Genomic DNA, 14,743 nt, shown 5'->3' with positions numbered 1-14,743 from the left:
CTTATAATTCGTTTTTTTAGCTCTAGATTGATGATTAAGCGGTTTGTACGCAAGGTTAGCTGTAGCAAACATAAAAATTATTAAAAAATTTCTTTAATAAAGCAGGAATTCTTAACATGCGTGTCTAAGTAAGTAATATTAATCTAGATAAAGGAGGTGACGGCATGGAAGGATACTGCCTAAAATGTCGCACTAAGCGTGAGATCACCAATCCGACCACGACGACTTTGAAAAATGGCAAGGCCGCTGTGACCGGTACCTGCCCCACATGTGGCAAGCGAATTTTCAAAATCGGCGTTAAATAGCGTCTGATTGATTGAATTGCTTAATGGTGTCGTCATCTCGGCGGTATCGAAAATGGATACCGCCGAGATTCTTCTTTCTCGCTCACTACTACCTAAATGCTTAAATCTTCGCTCGTTGTAGTGTTTGTTTCTTTTTGGTATTTTCTTTGATCTTATTGAAACCCTCTCACTCCTTGGTCGTCTAATGACTTGTGCCAAGTAGCAAAGGAGGTGAGTCGTATTGCCAGCATCTATTCTTGCGCCGCCGGTTGGCGTGCAACTATCGCAAGAGGAAGCGTTTGCTCTTCTTACACTGTGCTTAATGAGCCAGTATGAGGGAGACAAGGATGCGGAAAGCGCACTACGAAAACTCGCGGATTATTGTAAGCAATCATTTCTTTCTTCTAATAATGACCGCGAGGAACATTAGTACGCAAAAGCTCCTTTACGATGAAAAGGGCGTGTTCAAAAATTGGACGCGTCCTTTTGTATTTTAAATTTAACCCCTCTGGAAAAAATAATTGTAATGTGTCTTCTCGGTGTATTGTATCCTGGTAAAAATTCGGATAAAATATAGAGAAGAAGGGAGGTGGTATATCGTGGACGAGTCCGAAAAAATGGCCGCACCGCAGGGAGCTTCTGATTCTAAAGAAGAGAATATTGAATCGCAAGAAGAAGCCCCGATTATGCCTTCATTTAATGCGTATGACATTCTGAACAGTTCCATTGCTATGTTCTCCTCCTATGCGTGGCGGGCTATGGGACTCATGCCCGACCCGCATACGAAAAAAGTTGAGCAGGATTTAGAGCAGGCGCGCATTGCAGTGGATTGCGCAGCATTGCTTGTAGAGAAACTTGAAACCCGATTGCAAGAGAATGAGAAGCGTGAGCTTCGAAGCCTGATTCAGGACCTTAGAATTAATTTCGTTAAGCAACTGGAGAACTCCAAGGAAGGGGGCTCGTAATTATGACAAAGATAGCTTCACTTATGAGAGGGATCGCGCGCACCCCCGTGCTAGCGGGATATCATGCGCGTCATCTTCGAAACAGTTTCCGTATTGCAGCCATGGACGCTGCGGAATGGTGGTTAGCATTTTATGCAATAGCACGTTCGGGTATCTATAAAAGACTTGGTTTAGTTGAGCCGGTTTCGCTTTCAGTTCAACGTGACCGGTTGGTTGAATTTTATGGTTACTACGAGGACTTGGTCGACGTGTTGTGCATCGCTGCTCGTTTTGAAGATACATCTGCTTTTGAAGCTCAATACGGACGTTTGCGTAACTGGATGATTAAGAATTATCCAAACGTTCGCCCATTTCTTATCGCTCACCTGATGCTGCATCCATCTGATGATATGTTGGGGCTGAATTGCGTAGGGAAGCCGAGTGACGGTTTCGAAGCGTTGTTCGTGGCTCCATCAATTACTCAACTGTTAAAGCTCGATCAGGGCGACTTAATCGAGCGTATCTACCGAACTCGCGACGCTCTTAATCGCTACGGCGATCATTTGCGCCGTAACTTTGCAGCATAAAAACTTAGGGTTTACCTCCTGCAGGGTAATCTCTCACCTTCAAATCCCCCCCGTTTTCAGCTTCCGCATGGTATACGTTCGTGTAGTATAATGGAATTCATGGACTCGATTAAACATGTCGTCTTGTTGGATGACAACACAATAAACCGAATTGCCGCAGGAGAGGTTGTCGAACGACCGGCTTCTGTGGTGAAGGAACTGGTCGAGAACAGTCTTGATGCAGGCGCTAAACGGATTGTTGTCCAGGTGGAATTGGGTGGTCGTAAACTCATTCGGGTGGTAGACGACGGCCTTGGCATGAATGGTCAGGATGCAATCCTTGCTTTGCAGCGACATGCTACATCAAAAATTGCTCATGCGGATGATCTTTTCGATATTCATACTTTAGGTTTTCGCGGTGAAGGACTGCCCAGTATCGCTTCAGTTTCTCATCTAGAGCTAGTGACTAAATCTGCGAACGAAGTTGCCGGACATAAAATCGTGGTTCAGGGTGGGGATATTATCGAGTCGTCAGAAGTTGGGGCGGCTGATGGGACGAGTCTTACTGTTCATGACCTCTTTTATAACACTCCGGCTCGATTAAAGTTCATGAAATCGCCTGCGACCGAGTTGTCCTATATTGTTGAATTGGTTGCCAAGTATGCGATGGGTTATCCCGAGGTTTCATTCAGGCTTCAGCAGGGCAATCAGGAGATATTGGTCAGTCCTGGGGCGGGGGATGCGATTGGGGCAGTGTCGGCTGTTTGGGGCAAAGATACGGCGCGCTCGTTGGCTCCACTGGAGACCGAAGCGCATGGAATGAAGGTGACCGGTTTTATTTCGCCTCCGCACATCACTCGACCGAACCGAGTTTATCAGGCATGGTATGTTAATCGCCGCCCTGTCAAATCCCGCACCCTTATTTCTGCACTGGATGAAGCCTATCGTTCGCTCACACCAGAAAGACGATTTCCGGTGGCGCTTATTCATATTGAGATGAACCCCTCTAAGGTGGATGTGAATGTCCACCCCTCCAAAATCGAGGTCAAATTTGCGCGTGAGGGGGATGTGTTTGCCGCTGTGCATCAAGCCGTTAATGAGGCGCTAAAAAAGCATGGCATGATCCCCGATGCGCTATCAAATACACCGCGGCCGATGCCTCCAATGTGGGTTGGACCATCCGGTCAGAGTTTCCACTCGGGCAATGTGCAAGCGGCTATTGGAGCGTTTGGACCTATGGCTCCCAATCCGTTTGAAGACAACTTATTGGTAGAACAATCGACTAATCCGAACGTCGAGCAATTATCACCGGCAGGTCGGGCGATGCCTTTTGCGGACTTGTTGCCGGGATTGCGAGTTCTCGGCCAATATCGCAATACCTATATTATTTGTGAGACTAGTAAAGGCGTTGTAATTGTCGATCAGCATGTGGCGCATGAGCGGGTGATTTACGAGAAATTGTGCGGAATCAAAGGTGCGACACTGGTTGATTCTCAGCGATTGCTTACCCCTGTAACCCTTGAGGTGGATCGCAGGGCTGCTTTGATGGTTCGGGAGAAGTTAGAAGAATTAAATCAGATTGGCTTCGAATTGGAGCCATTTGGGGCTGACACTTTTATCCTGCGCGCAGTCCCATCGGCAAGCGCCGAGAAGAATTATGAGGAACTGCTGAAAGATATTATCGATGAATTGGTGGATGCGACAGTGGCGCGAAGGCTTCCGGCGGCAAGAGAGCAGGTTTGGATTACAGCTTCATGTAAGCAAGCAGTGAAAGCAGGAGATTCGCTCACTATCGCCGAAATGGAAGCCCTGATTAGACAACTTGCCGAGACTGAAAACCCCTATCTCTGCCCTCATGGCCGTCCGGTCACGATTACAATTACGAGTGATGATTTAGACAGGAAGTTTAAGCGAATATAGAATGGATGAATTTCAGGATAAAAACTTAACTACTTTGCCGACGGAACAGGTAGAGCCTTATAAGCCCTCGTCGCTGCAGGGCGGCTTGTTTTGGGTTGCCGCGCTTTTGTTGTTTGCCGATATTGGATTGAGGGCGATTGTTCCGTTTCTGCAGGTTCCTGTCACCTGGGCATGGGGCATTTCGGCTTATATCTTCTCTCCACTTTTTACCTGCGTTACCATCGTTTTGGTTTATCAATTAGTCAAGTTCCGTTGGCGATGGCGGGTGGCATTAATCGTAATGATTGGATGCCTGCTTCCTCTTTTAGGGATAATCTTGCAGCAGCAAAAGATGATATTGATTGAAAATCAGTATCAGACAAAGCTGGAAGAATTGGCGTTTAACCGTTTTATTGCCAATCAATTGATCGACCATGGACGCGAATTGCCGTTCTATCTCAACAGCTTGCCTGCGTTGGCGCTGATATTGCCGGAAGTGATGGATGAGCCACCTCCCCCACGAATCGTTGAAAAGCTCATACTGGAATTGTTCAACAAGATACTATTGCTGTTTGTGTTGGTTGCGGCGGGCGTTTTGCTCTCGTTTTTGATTAGGGAACCGAACTTGTTGGTTCCTGTTGCGCCGGTCGCAGCGGCAGTGGATATTTTTACGGTACTCAACCCACTTGGGCCGGCTAATCAGGCGATGCAAAAAGCCCCCGACCTGTTGCCGCTCGTCTCGATGACTATCCCGCAAGTAGGGATTGCAGATAGCGCTTATATCCCTCTCAAGCAAATATTCGCTATCATCGGCCCCGGTGATATACTATTTCTCGCTTTCTTCTTTATGTGTCTGATCAAATTTGACCTGCGCCGAAAAATGACCCTATTCACCATGTGCATTGTTCTGATGACCTATCTTCAGGTAGTGCTTAACTTTGGGGATAAGCGCATATTCGATATTCCCCTCCAAGCCCTTCCCGCGTTGGTACCGATGGCATTTGTTATGCTAATCGTCAATCGCCGTGGCTTCAAACTCAGCCGTGATGAAAAGATACTCTCTGCCTTTGCGTGGGGCGGTATAACTGGTCTGCTAATCGCTGCTTTCTGGTTTGCGAAATAACTTCCTTTGAACCGAAACAACCTATGAGCCATAGGCGCGTTAGGCGTAGCTGTTTCATTGGCGGTGAGGGTGTTGATGAGTACTCTTTGAGGGAAGCCCATTGGCTTATGATTTGAAATTATTAGTCCTAATGACGCATGTGTATGGTATATTCAAATTATACTCATAACTGAGGGAGGTATCGATGGCTACCAAATTGAAAAGACAGAACTTCAACGTGACACCGGAAGAGGAAGCGCTTATTGACAGGCTCAAGACTATGCTTGGAATGGCAAGTGAAAAGGAAGTTTTCTTACGGGCGGTGAAGGTCTACGAGGCGCTAGCAATGAGAGCGCGGGAGAATTTCCTAATTCAGTTGGTAGATATTGCTGGTAATAGGACTGAACTTCTACTTCCAGAGCTTCAAAATTCACATGTCAACCAGTGGACCTATTTGGTTCAGCGCCCCGATCCATGGAGACGCCAACTCTACGTCAAAGGGAGAAAGTTATTGGCCTCGACTGTGTGGCGCGATATGCTTGCCAACAACATGACCAAGGAAGAAGCCGCTGAGAACTGGGACCTGCCGCTGCTGGCAATAGAAGAAGCCATAAGTTATTGCGAAGCAAACCAAGCGTTAATTGCCATGGAAGCCGATGAGGAGCGCCAGCGTTTGGAAGTCAAAGGAGTGACCGTTGAGCCTAAGACTACTTGTTGATGAAGACACCGAGGCCAAGGTACTTGTTTCAACGTTAAGAAAAGCCGGTCTAACCGCACTACCGGACGAGCTAGTTATTAATACTGCTACGGAACTGACCCGAATCCTATTAACCCGTAACTGCGATCATTTTCGGGCTTTCCACGAGACCAACCCAACTCATCAGGGCATTCTTGCAATCTATGAAGATCGGGGACAAAAGAAGAACATGACCTACGCCCAGATCGTCCAAGCCATTGCCAATCGAGAGGCGTCTGGTGTGCTCTTAGGAGGGGAGTTCATAGTACTAAATAACTGGAATTATTAAAGCCCCCTGGAGAACAGGGGGCTTGTTTTATATGGGCGGTACTGGATTTGAACCAGTGACCTCTTCGGTGTGAACGAAGCGCTCTACCGCTGAGCCAACCGCCCTTTTTGAGAAGCGGTATGAATTATGGCATGATGGGCTGCTAGAGTCAATTACTAAGGTAATTGGGACGTAGTGCGTATTGCGTAGTACGTATTTCCGGATGTGAAGTTATTGATCAGAAATCAGAAGTCAGATCGGATAGGTGGCATTTTTTTTGTAGTTAAGAGGGATTTTTGTGCCCGTGGAAACTTCCTCTGAAACTATTGCTAACTTTTTCTGCCCTTCGATACAGCCCAGAAGCCTACATAAGGCTAGGCGGAAGTTTCGAGAATAAGAAAGAATCCGGGATACGTAATACGCACTACGCAATATAATAAAATGGAGATAAGGGGATTCGAACCCCTGACCTCTGCAGTGCGATTGCAGCGCTCTCCCAGCTGAGCTATATCCCCAAGCACGATATAGAATACCTGCTTACTTCGAAACTGTCAACCAGGTTCACTCCATTCGCGCAGAGATAAAAACTCAGGTATTATCGTTTTGGAAATTTCGCAATTATGCGTGAACACTTCACGCCAAGTATGCTACTAAACAAATAGGACTAAGAGAGCCACATGGAAGACGAACCTCTGGTTCGGCGGATTCTTGATGGTGACAACTCTGGATTTGATGCGCTTCTGGATATGTATCAGGAGCGTGTCTATCGACTAGCGTACCGAATGGTAGGCGTGTCGGATGCTGAGGATGTAACCCAGGAAACTTTTGTTGCCATCTATAAAAGCCTTACCTCATTTCGAGGGCAGGCTAAGCTGTCGACGTGGGTTTATAGGGTCACCGTCAATACCTGCTTAACTTGGAGGCGGCGGCAGCGACCGGAAGAGGTCAGTCTATTGGATGATTTTGAAGTGGCTGATGACCGATATGATGTTGAAAAGCAAGCGCTGCGTCTACTTGGTCAGGAACGTGTCGAACAAGCCCTTGACGAGTTGGATGAGGCGCACCGATTGCCGGTCATCCTGCATGAGTTGCACGGGCTAACCTATCGCGAGATTGCGGAGACGATGCAAATCCCGATAGGAACCGTGAAGTCGCGGTTGTTCCATGCGTTCAAGTTGTTGCGTCGATCGCTCAAGGATACGGTTGCGGAGGCAACGTATAATGAGACATGAGAAGCTAAGACTGAATATTAAAGCCTATCTTGACGGTGAGTTGGACCCCCGATTCACTCGCCGTATAGAAATGCATCTTGTAGACTGCAATTCTTGCAAGCAGGAGTTGGAGGAGCTGCAGTGGCTTTCTTCTCAGGTAAGGAATGTCGAAGAGCCAAAGGCAGCCCCTCTTCTTCGCGACCAGATATTAGAACGACTTCGCCAAGAGCATTTGCAGGTTCAGATGGGCAAGATCGACAAAGCTGAAGCGCCTGTTCCTATACGCAGAAGTTTCCAGCCATTCGAACTCATTGCAGCTACAGCAGTTATCGCTCTAGTCGCGTTGGTCATATATCCAGTTTTCCGAAATACCATAAGCCATCGAAGTGTGCAGCCGGTAATGATTGGCAGCCCGAGTGCGATTGGTGAAGCGCCATCATTGTCTCTGCCAGAGTCTGCGCGAAAAGGCAGTCTCGGTAGTTCGGCTCTGAGAAAGGATGCGCTCGCTTCTCCTTCAACCACCGAAATAGCGGACGCTGAAGGGCTGTTTGATGGTGGTGGTTTGAACCAGCCAACATTAAGGACAAAAAGAAACTATTCAATACCAATCTTGCGCAATGATGACGCAAGGTGGATTAATAAAGATGAAAAAAACGCTTTAGCATTAACTCCTGCTCCACCATCTGTCGGCGCATTAGCACCTGAAGCAGGAAGCTTAGAAACCGCAGTACCTGTTAAAGTTTTAGCGGAAAAAGATCAATACGCGAGCGGAGGTGGGGCGGCTCCTTCTTGGGTTGATACCTCAAACAATTCTTCGGATAGTAAGCCTTCAGATCAGCTTAACGGTAAGTTAAGAAGCCAAGTCTTAGCGAATAATGCGTCGACCCAGCAATCGGTACCTAAACAAGTTGATATTATCTTAGAAGTAAGCAATCCGATCGAGGCGGCTGCTTCGATTAGAGCTTTAGATGCTCAAGCCTTGAAAACGATGAACACGTCTGTTTCCTATAACAACACACGGCAATCCGATACCAATGTTCAGAATCAGAACTTAGTGAACGTAATAGTGCTCAGAGTGCCTGTCTTTGATCTTAATAAAACGCTCTCTCAGATCACCAAACTCGGCGCGGTTGTTAATAAAAACGATATTGTCCAGGACCGGCAGGTTACTCAGAATTATACAACTCAAGCTGAACAAGTTCAAGCTAAAGATAGCCAGGCTGTCAAATCAGGTAATGCTCCTTCTCAAGCTCTTGCTAGTCAAGTAACGAAAAATAGCAATCAGCGGGCTGCCAAGAATAAGGCGGAAGTAAAAAAGGGCCAGAAAATCATGTTTGTGACTGTCCGTGTTACTCTTCGTCAATCTCGCCAGAAGTAGCTATAGCGCCTCGCGCTTCGATTCTTTCCGCTAATATATCTTCTTCAACCAAGCCAAGTTGTTTTCGGGCATTTTGGGGTCCCAGTCGTGGCCGTTTTCGTAGACGATTAGGTTCTTTGGTTCGGGGAGGGCTGAGTAAATGCTTTGGACACCGATAGGGCGGACTTTGGGGTCTTTTTTGCCGTAGCTAACTTGGACAGGACAACGAGTGTGCGGGGCGAAGTTGAGGGTGTCGTAGTAGGCTAGGGTTTGTCGAATTTCGACTTCAGTGGACGGATGGGTTTGGATATAATCGAAAATCTCTTTATAGGGATAACGAACTTGACGGCGGAAATATTCGCGGTGGTCGGCATAAAAAGGCATGTCAGCGTAGACGGCTTTTAGCCGATTGGTGAGGGCGCTGAGCCAGAATACCAGGCCGCCTCCCTGACTCATTCCTCCTGCCACCAGGCGATTGTTATCGACCTCAACCTGTTCTGCTAATACATCGAGCGCGCGAAGAGCAGTAATGGTGATGTCACGGAAGATGTAAGAATCTCGAGACTCAATTCCACGCGCCATATAGCCGTCACCGTATTCATAATCACGTATATAATCGGGCGGGTAGCCGTGAAGGTTCAAAGATAATGTTGCAAAGCCGGGAAGCGTGGAGTTGAAATCGATTGGTTGGGCTTCCCATCCATAGACCGGAAGACATAATAGCCCGCCGAACAAAGGAATTTCATCTTTTGGGACGCCGAACCAGCCGTGAATTCTTTTTCCCCCGCCGCCGAAGAATGATATGCGATCAACGCGATGGGTGGAAGTATCGTCTAAAGTTTGGTGGGTACGTTCAATATTTAACGACACGCTGGTGTGAGACCAAGCGGTTCTTTCCCAGAACGTCTGGAAGTCAGGAGGCGCGTAAGGTGCAGTCAAAACTTCTTGATGGGGTCTCATTCGGATACAGAGCGTTCAATAGGATCGACGATGACCCCTGTTGTTTGGAGCCAGGCAATAGAGCGCTGGATTTCCGCCAATGGCCCTTCCAACTCGACCATTACCCATGCGAAATCCTCGTCGATATTGGCTTTAAGAATGTTAACGATGACATCGAATTCGTGTCCCAATCGCCACAAAATTGGAATATGAGACTGATCTTTCGTTGCGGTAATGTTAACATGAATTTTCTTCACGATGTTCTCCAAGCTTCCCTAGAAGTACTCACCTGCCGTCGGTGTCTTTCAAGCACTATTGTACCTTGTATGGTACTCAGGGCTAAAGGCAATACCATTTAGTGTCATTTCGAGGCGGTATGTGCCGAAGAAACCTCCTCCTAGCCTAAGGGCTTTGGAGGACTTATTAATATAACCGCCCATCGATATGGCCTGACGGCCTACTTAGGGAAGTGGATTATCTTTTTGTAGGGGCGTAGCTTGCTACGCTCTCCAGAGGGCAGGGCTTACCCTGCCACTACAAGCTAAAGAACAAAAATGGCTTCGGCAGGAAAGCTGCCGAAGCCATTTTTGCAACTTACAGGGTTTCGTTCTGGAAGAACTCGATTATTTCGCCGTTGAAGCCTTTGCAGAAGGCAATTCGGACAGGAACCGGAGGATTGCCTTGTAGGGTGACGTCGATGGGTTCCTTTTCTGAGATAGCTCCGGCAGCGAGGGCTTTGTTATAAGCTTCATCGGTGTTAGGCACTCGCAACGCGAAGTGGATGACGGCGCCTTCGGGTGGATCTTCGCCTGGGGCACGAGTTCCACCTGCGAAAATCTCGATATAATTGCCTTCGCCGGTATCGAGTAAGACACCTCGGCCTTCGCCTTCGCCCATAGTGTAGGCGGTTTTCAAGCCTATTTCGTTGTAAAATTTAACGACTTTATCGAATTCGGTAACGCGCATCATTAGATGATGAAATCCGGGTCCCTTTACATGATTGCTATCCATAGTTATCTCCTATATATTAAAGTGCGCCGACGGCTTCGAGCCAGGCGCGGGCCATTAATGCATGACCGGCAGATGTTGGGTGCACAGAATCCGGAGCCCAGAAATCAGGCTCGCGTAAGGTTGACGCCTTGGCGAAAATGCCATCCATTGGGATCAATGTGGCTTTAAATTCGCGGGCAAGTTTTCGAACAATGTTAATTTTGATGTCGAGATCCGGCCGTGGGGTTGGGTTGATACTGGCAGGAACCCCAAATGGTTCAATCAAAATCAATTCAGCATTAAGCTTTTCGCTGGTGTCGGTCAAAATCGAACGGTAAGCTTCTTCATAAACCGCATTTTCAACCCCCAAAAAACAATCATTAATGCCAATCATAATCGATACAATAGTTGGTTTGAGGTCGAGGCAGTCTTCCTGCCATCTGGCTCTTAAACCGGTTGCCACGTCTCCGCTGACACCTCTATTAAGAAACTTAACATGCTTCTTGGGGTGCGTGGCATTGAACCACGATGCAGCCATCATGACATATCCTGAGCCGAGATCGGTTGATTCCTCACGGTTGCGTCCCACGTCAGTGATGCTATCGCCCTGAAACAGTACAACTGCATTATTGGGAATAACGAGCATACTTATTCTTCCTCCCAAAGCTAAAATTAGCAAATTAGATACTAGTAAAATTGTACCAGAGAGAAGCATATCAAAGGATGTATAAAACCTTCTCAACTCAAGTAGCTATCCAAGGGCAATTGCACCTGACTAATGCAAAAAGCGAAAACGGAAGAGTTTAACAAGAAAATATCCATTTCTTAACATTCCCTTAACAATTGGCTGTTAAAATCAATATGATGCTGGCAATTCTAAAGGGGGAAGCAATGAGTAAACACTGGGTTGTATGGGGAATAGCTGCTGTATTGGCGCTAGTCTCTATCTCAGGATGCCGATCGACTACAAGTACCGGTTCGGCAGGAAGTAGTAATTCACTGAAAATCGAAGGATCGAACACTGTTCAGCCGATTGCTCAGGGATGGAAAGACGCCTTTAACAAACTGCATACGGATGTCAACATCACCGTTGGCGGCTCAGGCACGGGCACTGGTGTTAAAGCCTTAATTGACGGAACTGCTGATATTTGTAACGCTTCACGCGAAATGAAGCCAGAAGAAGCTGCCCAAGCGAAATCGAAAGGCTTTGATCCGTTTCCAACTCAAATCGCCTTAGACGGGATTGCAATTGCTGTGAACTCGAAGAATCCTGTCAAACAGCTCACGGTCGAGCAGCTTCGCAATATCTATTTAGGTAAGATCAAGGATTGGAAGGATGTTGGAGGAAACCCCGGCCAAATCGTTCTAATATCCCGTGATTCGTCCTCAGGGACACACGACTTTTTTAAAGATCATGTTCTGAAAAAGCAGGAATTCGCCAAAGGCACTTTGTTCCAGCAGTCCACCACTGCTGAGGTTCAGGAATTGTCGAACAATGAAAAGGCGATCGCTTATGGCGGTCTTGCATATTTCGAGAACAAACCGGAGCTAAAGGTGTTGAACATAGCGAAGGACACCAACAGCCCGGCGATCACTCCAAGCATTGCCACAATCCAATCCAGAGAGTATGTCTTGTCTCGACCTCTGTTTATGTACACTCGTGGTAACCCGACTGGCGCTGCCGCACAATTCATCGAATTCGGACTTTCACAAGAAGGCCAAAAACTTGTAGAGACGGCGGGGTATGTCCCTCTCAAACGCTGATTTAGCAAAAAAAGGATTCTGGAACGCACGATATTGGTACGAATGGCTAATCGAGAAGCTTATCTATATAGCCGGTGGCTTCTCGATAGCCATTATCGTACTTATATTCGTATTTTTGCTGCGTGATTCGCTTCCTTTCTTCACAACTTACCACTATAGTTTGCGTGAGATACTATTCGGCACTACCTGGTCGCCGACGGCGGATAAATTTGGCGGCGCTCCTCTTATTGCAGGGACTTTGGTTGTGACTGCGTTGGCGATTGCGATTGCTTTGCCGTTGGGAGTGATTGCAGCAGTTTATGTAGGCGCGATAGCCCCTGTGCGTGTTCGTGAGATTTTAAAGCCCGTTATTGAATTAATCGCGGCCATTCCTTCGGTAGTCGTGGGGTTTATCGGCTTAGCGCTTATCGGGCCTGCGCTTTTTCGCTTCTCACAAGGCCACGGGAATATCCTTCAGATGAGTTCCAGTATGTCGGCATTAGCAGCGGGGATTATGCTGGCGTTTATGGCATTACCAACGATTGTTTCGGTTGCTGAGGATGCGATTCGGGCAGTTCCGCGTGACTATCAGGAAGGCGCTTTAGCTTTAGGCGCTACCCGATTGGAAACATTAGTGCGCATTACCTTACCGGCTTCGTTATCAGGAATTGTTGCCGCGGTAATGCTTGGTGTGGGACGCGCGATTGGCGAAACGATGGTGGTGTTGATGGTGGCGGGGAACTCACCACAGATACCTGAAGGTTGGTGGGGTATCTTCCAACCGGTTCGTACAATGACCGCTGCTATTGCCGCCGAAGCGGGAGAAACTGCACAAGGAGGCGCTCACTATTCAGCGCTATTCGTTATTGGCCTATTCCTTTTCCTGATAACTTTTGGGGTCAACTTCACTGCCGATCGTTTAGTTCGGCGGAAGGGGGGGAAGTAATGCGCGGACTAATTGAATCACCCCTTCAAATAACATCCGATGCAGATATGCCAAACCCAACAGGTAACGAGACGCCTCGCCTAATGGATCCATCAAATGAGGATCGTCAAAAACGTCGTGAACGAACGGAAAAGATAGTGTTTGCGCTGCTGACCTTTCTCACCTATTGTATTATTGCTCCAATCGTGCTGTTGGTTGGATATTTGCTCTATAAAGGGATTACTGGACTTTCGTGGAACTTCATAACGAGCTTGCCGGAGAAAAACCTGACAGCGGGCGGTATCTGGCCGGCAGTGGTTGGAACGGTTTATCTGGTTATCGGAACGGTCACTATCTCATTACCGCTCGGAGTGCTTGCAGCGATATATCTAAATGAATACGCATCGCAGGGGTTTTGGACTCGGTCAATTCGCTTGGCAGTAGTGAACCTATCCGGCGTGCCCTCGATTATTTTTGGACTCTTTGGCTTATCGCTTTTTGTTATCGGGATCGCGCTACCGTTCAACATCACTCTTTTTGGCTTTGGCAAATCAGTAATTGCGGGAGCTTTAACGCTTGCAATAATGGTACTTCCGCTTATTATCACGACCACCGAGAATGCGCTTCGGGCAGTGCCGATCTCATTTCGAGAGGCATCGTTAGGATTAGGGGCGACCAAGTGGCAAACGCTTTGGCGGGCAGTGCTTCCAAGCGCCCTGCCAGGAATTCTAACGGGATTGGTATTAGCTGTTGGCCGTGCAGCAGGTGAGACAGCGCCAATTCTTTTTACTGCTGCGGTTTTGGACCAAACGCGCATCCCGGGGATATTTGATGTCGCGCAACCGGTAATGGCGCTGCCATATCACCTTTATATGGTTGCGTTGTTCCTCCCAGGCGCGCCCGATGATCTCAAGTGGCGAACTGCGGTTGTACTGGTTACAATCGTATTAGCCTTTAATGCTTCGGCTTTGATAATTCGTTCTTATTATAGGAGGAAGCAGCAATGGTAGAAGCTGCTCACGTGATTTCACCCCCAAACGCGCGTGTGCTTGCGGAGGATTTGAGTTTTTATTACGGCGATTTTCAAGCGCTGAAGCACATTAATATGTCAGTTATTGCTAATAACATAACTGCGCTCATAGGGCCTTCCGGCTGTGGAAAGAGTACTTTTTTACGTTGCATCAACCGTATGAACGACCTCATTCCTGACACAAGGATGGAGGGGAATCTATTTCTGGATAACGCTGAAATCAACTCGCCAAATATCGATGTGGTTGCGCTTAGGCGAAAAGTGGGGATGGTTTTTCAGCGTCCAAACCCATTCCCGAAGTCAATTTACGAAAACGTCGCATTCGGTCCGCGAATTCATGGGGTGAAAAATCGTGAGCAGCTCGATGAAATTGTCCGTCAAGCGTTGTCTCAAGCGTTTTTATGGGAAGAGGTCAAGGATAAGTTGTGGCAATCCGCCCTAGCCCTTTCCGGCGGCCAGCAGCAGCGATTGTGCATCGCTAGAGTCTTAGCAGTTGAACCCGATGTTATTTTAATGGACGAACCAACCGCCTCCCTCGATCCAACCGCCACCTACCGCATCGAGGAGCTATTGGACACTCTGAAGGCCAGTTACACAATCGTAATCGTCACCCACAGTCTCTCCCAAGCCGCCCGCATCTCCGACTACACCGCCTTCTTCATGATAGGCGAGGTCATGGAATACGAAGAAACCGCCAAACTATTCCAAACCCCCACCCACCCGCAGACTGAGAACTATATCCGGGGAAG

Annotated in this window: 18 protein-coding genes and 2 tRNA genes; 14 read left to right on the top strand and 6 right to left on the bottom strand. The window is 47.7% G+C overall.

Features of this window, described 5'->3' with window-relative positions:
* Nucleotides 1–164 precede the first annotated feature (164 nt).
* The 8 genes from WCO51_02760 (at nt 165) to WCO51_02725 (ending at nt 5,820) form a co-directional block, all read left to right on the top strand.
* The gene (locus WCO51_02760) at nt 165–305 is read left to right on the top strand and encodes a DUF5679 domain-containing protein (GenBank protein MEI6512177.1); all 141 of its coding nucleotides are present in this window, start codon (nt 165–167) and stop codon (nt 303–305) included.
* Between the two features lie 220 nt (nt 306–525).
* Nucleotides 526–714 (top strand): hypothetical protein, encoded by a 189-nt coding sequence (locus WCO51_02755; protein MEI6512176.1) that lies wholly within the window; start codon nt 526–528, stop codon nt 712–714.
* A gap of 169 nt (nt 715–883) precedes the next feature.
* Nucleotides 884–1,249, top strand: coding sequence for a DUF1844 domain-containing protein (locus tag WCO51_02750; protein ID MEI6512175.1), 366 nt, complete (start codon nt 884–886; stop codon nt 1,247–1,249).
* Between the two features lie 2 nt (nt 1,250–1,251).
* Nucleotides 1,252–1,815, top strand: coding sequence for a hypothetical protein (locus WCO51_02745; GenBank protein ID MEI6512174.1), 564 nt, complete (start codon nt 1,252–1,254; stop codon nt 1,813–1,815).
* 99 nt (nt 1,816–1,914) lie between these two features.
* Nucleotides 1,915–3,714: a DNA mismatch repair endonuclease MutL gene (mutL, locus tag WCO51_02740; protein MEI6512173.1), complete on the top strand. Its 1,800-nt coding sequence runs from the start codon at nt 1,915–1,917 to the stop codon at nt 3,712–3,714.
* Between the two features lies 1 nt (nt 3,715).
* The gene (locus WCO51_02735; GenBank protein MEI6512172.1) at nt 3,716–4,816 is read left to right on the top strand and encodes a hypothetical protein; all 1,101 of its coding nucleotides are present in this window, start codon (nt 3,716–3,718) and stop codon (nt 4,814–4,816) included.
* A gap of 433 nt (nt 4,817–5,249) precedes the next feature.
* Complete coding sequence (locus tag WCO51_02730) at nt 5,250–5,513, top strand: hypothetical protein (GenBank protein ID MEI6512171.1); 264 nt, start codon at nt 5,250–5,252, stop codon at nt 5,511–5,513.
* Nucleotides 5,491–5,820, top strand: coding sequence for a DUF5615 family PIN-like protein (locus WCO51_02725; GenBank protein MEI6512170.1), 330 nt, complete (start codon nt 5,491–5,493; stop codon nt 5,818–5,820). Before WCO51_02730 ends, WCO51_02725 begins: the two co-directional genes overlap by 23 nt.
* A 32-nt stretch (nt 5,821–5,852) precedes the next feature.
* Here the strand turns inward: WCO51_02725 and WCO51_02720 are convergent.
* Nucleotides 5,853–5,924 (bottom strand) — tRNA-Val (locus WCO51_02720).
* 317 nt (nt 5,925–6,241) lie between these two features.
* Nucleotides 6,242–6,314, bottom strand: a tRNA-Ala gene (locus WCO51_02715).
* Between the two features lie 162 nt (nt 6,315–6,476).
* Here WCO51_02715 and WCO51_02710 point away from each other — a divergent pair.
* Together WCO51_02710 and WCO51_02705 are read left to right on the top strand one after the other, a co-directional pair.
* Nucleotides 6,477–7,031, top strand: coding sequence for a sigma-70 family RNA polymerase sigma factor (locus WCO51_02710; GenBank protein ID MEI6512169.1), 555 nt, complete (start codon nt 6,477–6,479; stop codon nt 7,029–7,031).
* Nucleotides 7,021–8,388 carry a zf-HC2 domain-containing protein gene (locus WCO51_02705; GenBank protein MEI6512168.1) on the top strand — a complete coding sequence of 456 codons (1,368 nt, stop codon included), beginning with the start codon at nt 7,021–7,023 and terminating at the stop codon, nt 8,386–8,388. The genes WCO51_02710 and WCO51_02705 overlap by 11 nt, the downstream gene beginning before the upstream one ends.
* Nucleotides 8,389–8,418: 30 nt before the next feature.
* Here the strand turns inward: WCO51_02705 and WCO51_02700 are convergent, their stop codons facing one another.
* From WCO51_02700 to WCO51_02685, 4 genes are all read right to left on the bottom strand, one after another.
* Nucleotides 8,419–9,306, bottom strand: coding sequence for an acetylxylan esterase (locus WCO51_02700; protein ID MEI6512167.1), 888 nt, complete (start codon nt 9,304–9,306; stop codon nt 8,419–8,421).
* Between the two features lie 17 nt (nt 9,307–9,323).
* The gene (locus WCO51_02695) at nt 9,324–9,563 is read right to left on the bottom strand and encodes an NIL domain-containing protein (protein ID MEI6512166.1); all 240 of its coding nucleotides are present in this window, start codon (nt 9,561–9,563) and stop codon (nt 9,324–9,326) included.
* Nucleotides 9,564–9,900: 337 nt separating this feature from the next.
* Nucleotides 9,901–10,317, bottom strand: coding sequence for a VOC family protein (locus WCO51_02690; protein ID MEI6512165.1), 417 nt, complete (start codon nt 10,315–10,317; stop codon nt 9,901–9,903).
* Between the two features lie 16 nt (nt 10,318–10,333).
* Complete coding sequence (locus tag WCO51_02685; GenBank protein MEI6512164.1) at nt 10,334–10,942, bottom strand: SGNH/GDSL hydrolase family protein; 609 nt, start codon at nt 10,940–10,942, stop codon at nt 10,334–10,336.
* A gap of 245 nt (nt 10,943–11,187) precedes the next feature.
* Between WCO51_02685 and WCO51_02680 the strand changes: the two genes are divergently transcribed.
* The 4 genes from WCO51_02680 to pstB form a co-directional block, all read left to right on the top strand.
* Entirely contained in the window at nt 11,188–12,060 is an 873-nt protein-coding gene (locus WCO51_02680; protein MEI6512163.1) for a PstS family phosphate ABC transporter substrate-binding protein, read from the top strand.
* On the top strand, nt 12,041–12,985 hold the full coding sequence (gene pstC, locus WCO51_02675; protein ID MEI6512162.1) for a phosphate ABC transporter permease subunit PstC: 945 nt from the start codon (nt 12,041–12,043) through the stop codon (nt 12,983–12,985). The genes WCO51_02680 and pstC overlap by 20 nt, the downstream gene beginning before the upstream one ends.
* Nucleotides 12,985–13,974 (top strand): phosphate ABC transporter permease PstA, encoded by a 990-nt coding sequence (gene pstA, locus WCO51_02670; GenBank protein ID MEI6512161.1) that lies wholly within the window; start codon nt 12,985–12,987, stop codon nt 13,972–13,974. Before pstC ends, pstA begins: the two co-directional genes overlap by 1 nt.
* Nucleotides 13,968–14,743 (top strand): phosphate ABC transporter ATP-binding protein PstB (gene pstB, locus WCO51_02665; GenBank protein ID MEI6512160.1); only part of this gene is annotated, 776 nt, incomplete at its 3' end. The genes pstA and pstB, both read left to right, overlap by 7 nt.

This window comes from bacterium (assembly GCA_037131655.1).
Lineage (GTDB): Bacteria > Armatimonadota > Fimbriimonadia > Fimbriimonadales > JBAXQP01 > JBAXQP01.
The sequence above is the reverse complement of the archived record's forward strand: the minus strand, read 5'-3'. Positions and strand labels throughout refer to the sequence as shown.

Coding starts and splice junctions, on each gene's coding strand:
- WCO51_02760 (MEI6512177.1), top strand. CDS start 165: ATGGAAGGATACTGCCTAAAATGTCGCACTAAGCGTGAGATCACCAAT.
- WCO51_02745 (MEI6512174.1), top strand. CDS start 1,252: ATGACAAAGATAGCTTCACTTATGAGAGGGATCGCGCGCACCCCCGTG.
- mutL (MEI6512173.1), top strand. CDS start 1,915: ATGGACTCGATTAAACATGTCGTCTTGTTGGATGACAACACAATAAAC.
- WCO51_02735 (MEI6512172.1), top strand. CDS start 3,716: ATGGATGAATTTCAGGATAAAAACTTAACTACTTTGCCGACGGAACAG.
- WCO51_02710 (MEI6512169.1), top strand. CDS start 6,477: ATGGAAGACGAACCTCTGGTTCGGCGGATTCTTGATGGTGACAACTCT.
- WCO51_02705 (MEI6512168.1), top strand. CDS start 7,021: ATGAGACATGAGAAGCTAAGACTGAATATTAAAGCCTATCTTGACGGT.
- WCO51_02690 (MEI6512165.1), bottom strand. CDS start 10,317: ATGGATAGCAATCATGTAAAGGGACCCGGATTTCATCATCTAATGATG.
- WCO51_02685 (MEI6512164.1), bottom strand. CDS start 10,942: ATGCTCGTTATTCCCAATAATGCAGTTGTACTGTTTCAGGGCGATAGC.
- WCO51_02680 (MEI6512163.1), top strand. CDS start 11,188: ATGAGTAAACACTGGGTTGTATGGGGAATAGCTGCTGTATTGGCGCTA.
- pstC (MEI6512162.1), top strand. CDS start 12,041: ATGTCCCTCTCAAACGCTGATTTAGCAAAAAAAGGATTCTGGAACGCA.
- pstA (MEI6512161.1), top strand. CDS start 12,985: ATGCGCGGACTAATTGAATCACCCCTTCAAATAACATCCGATGCAGAT.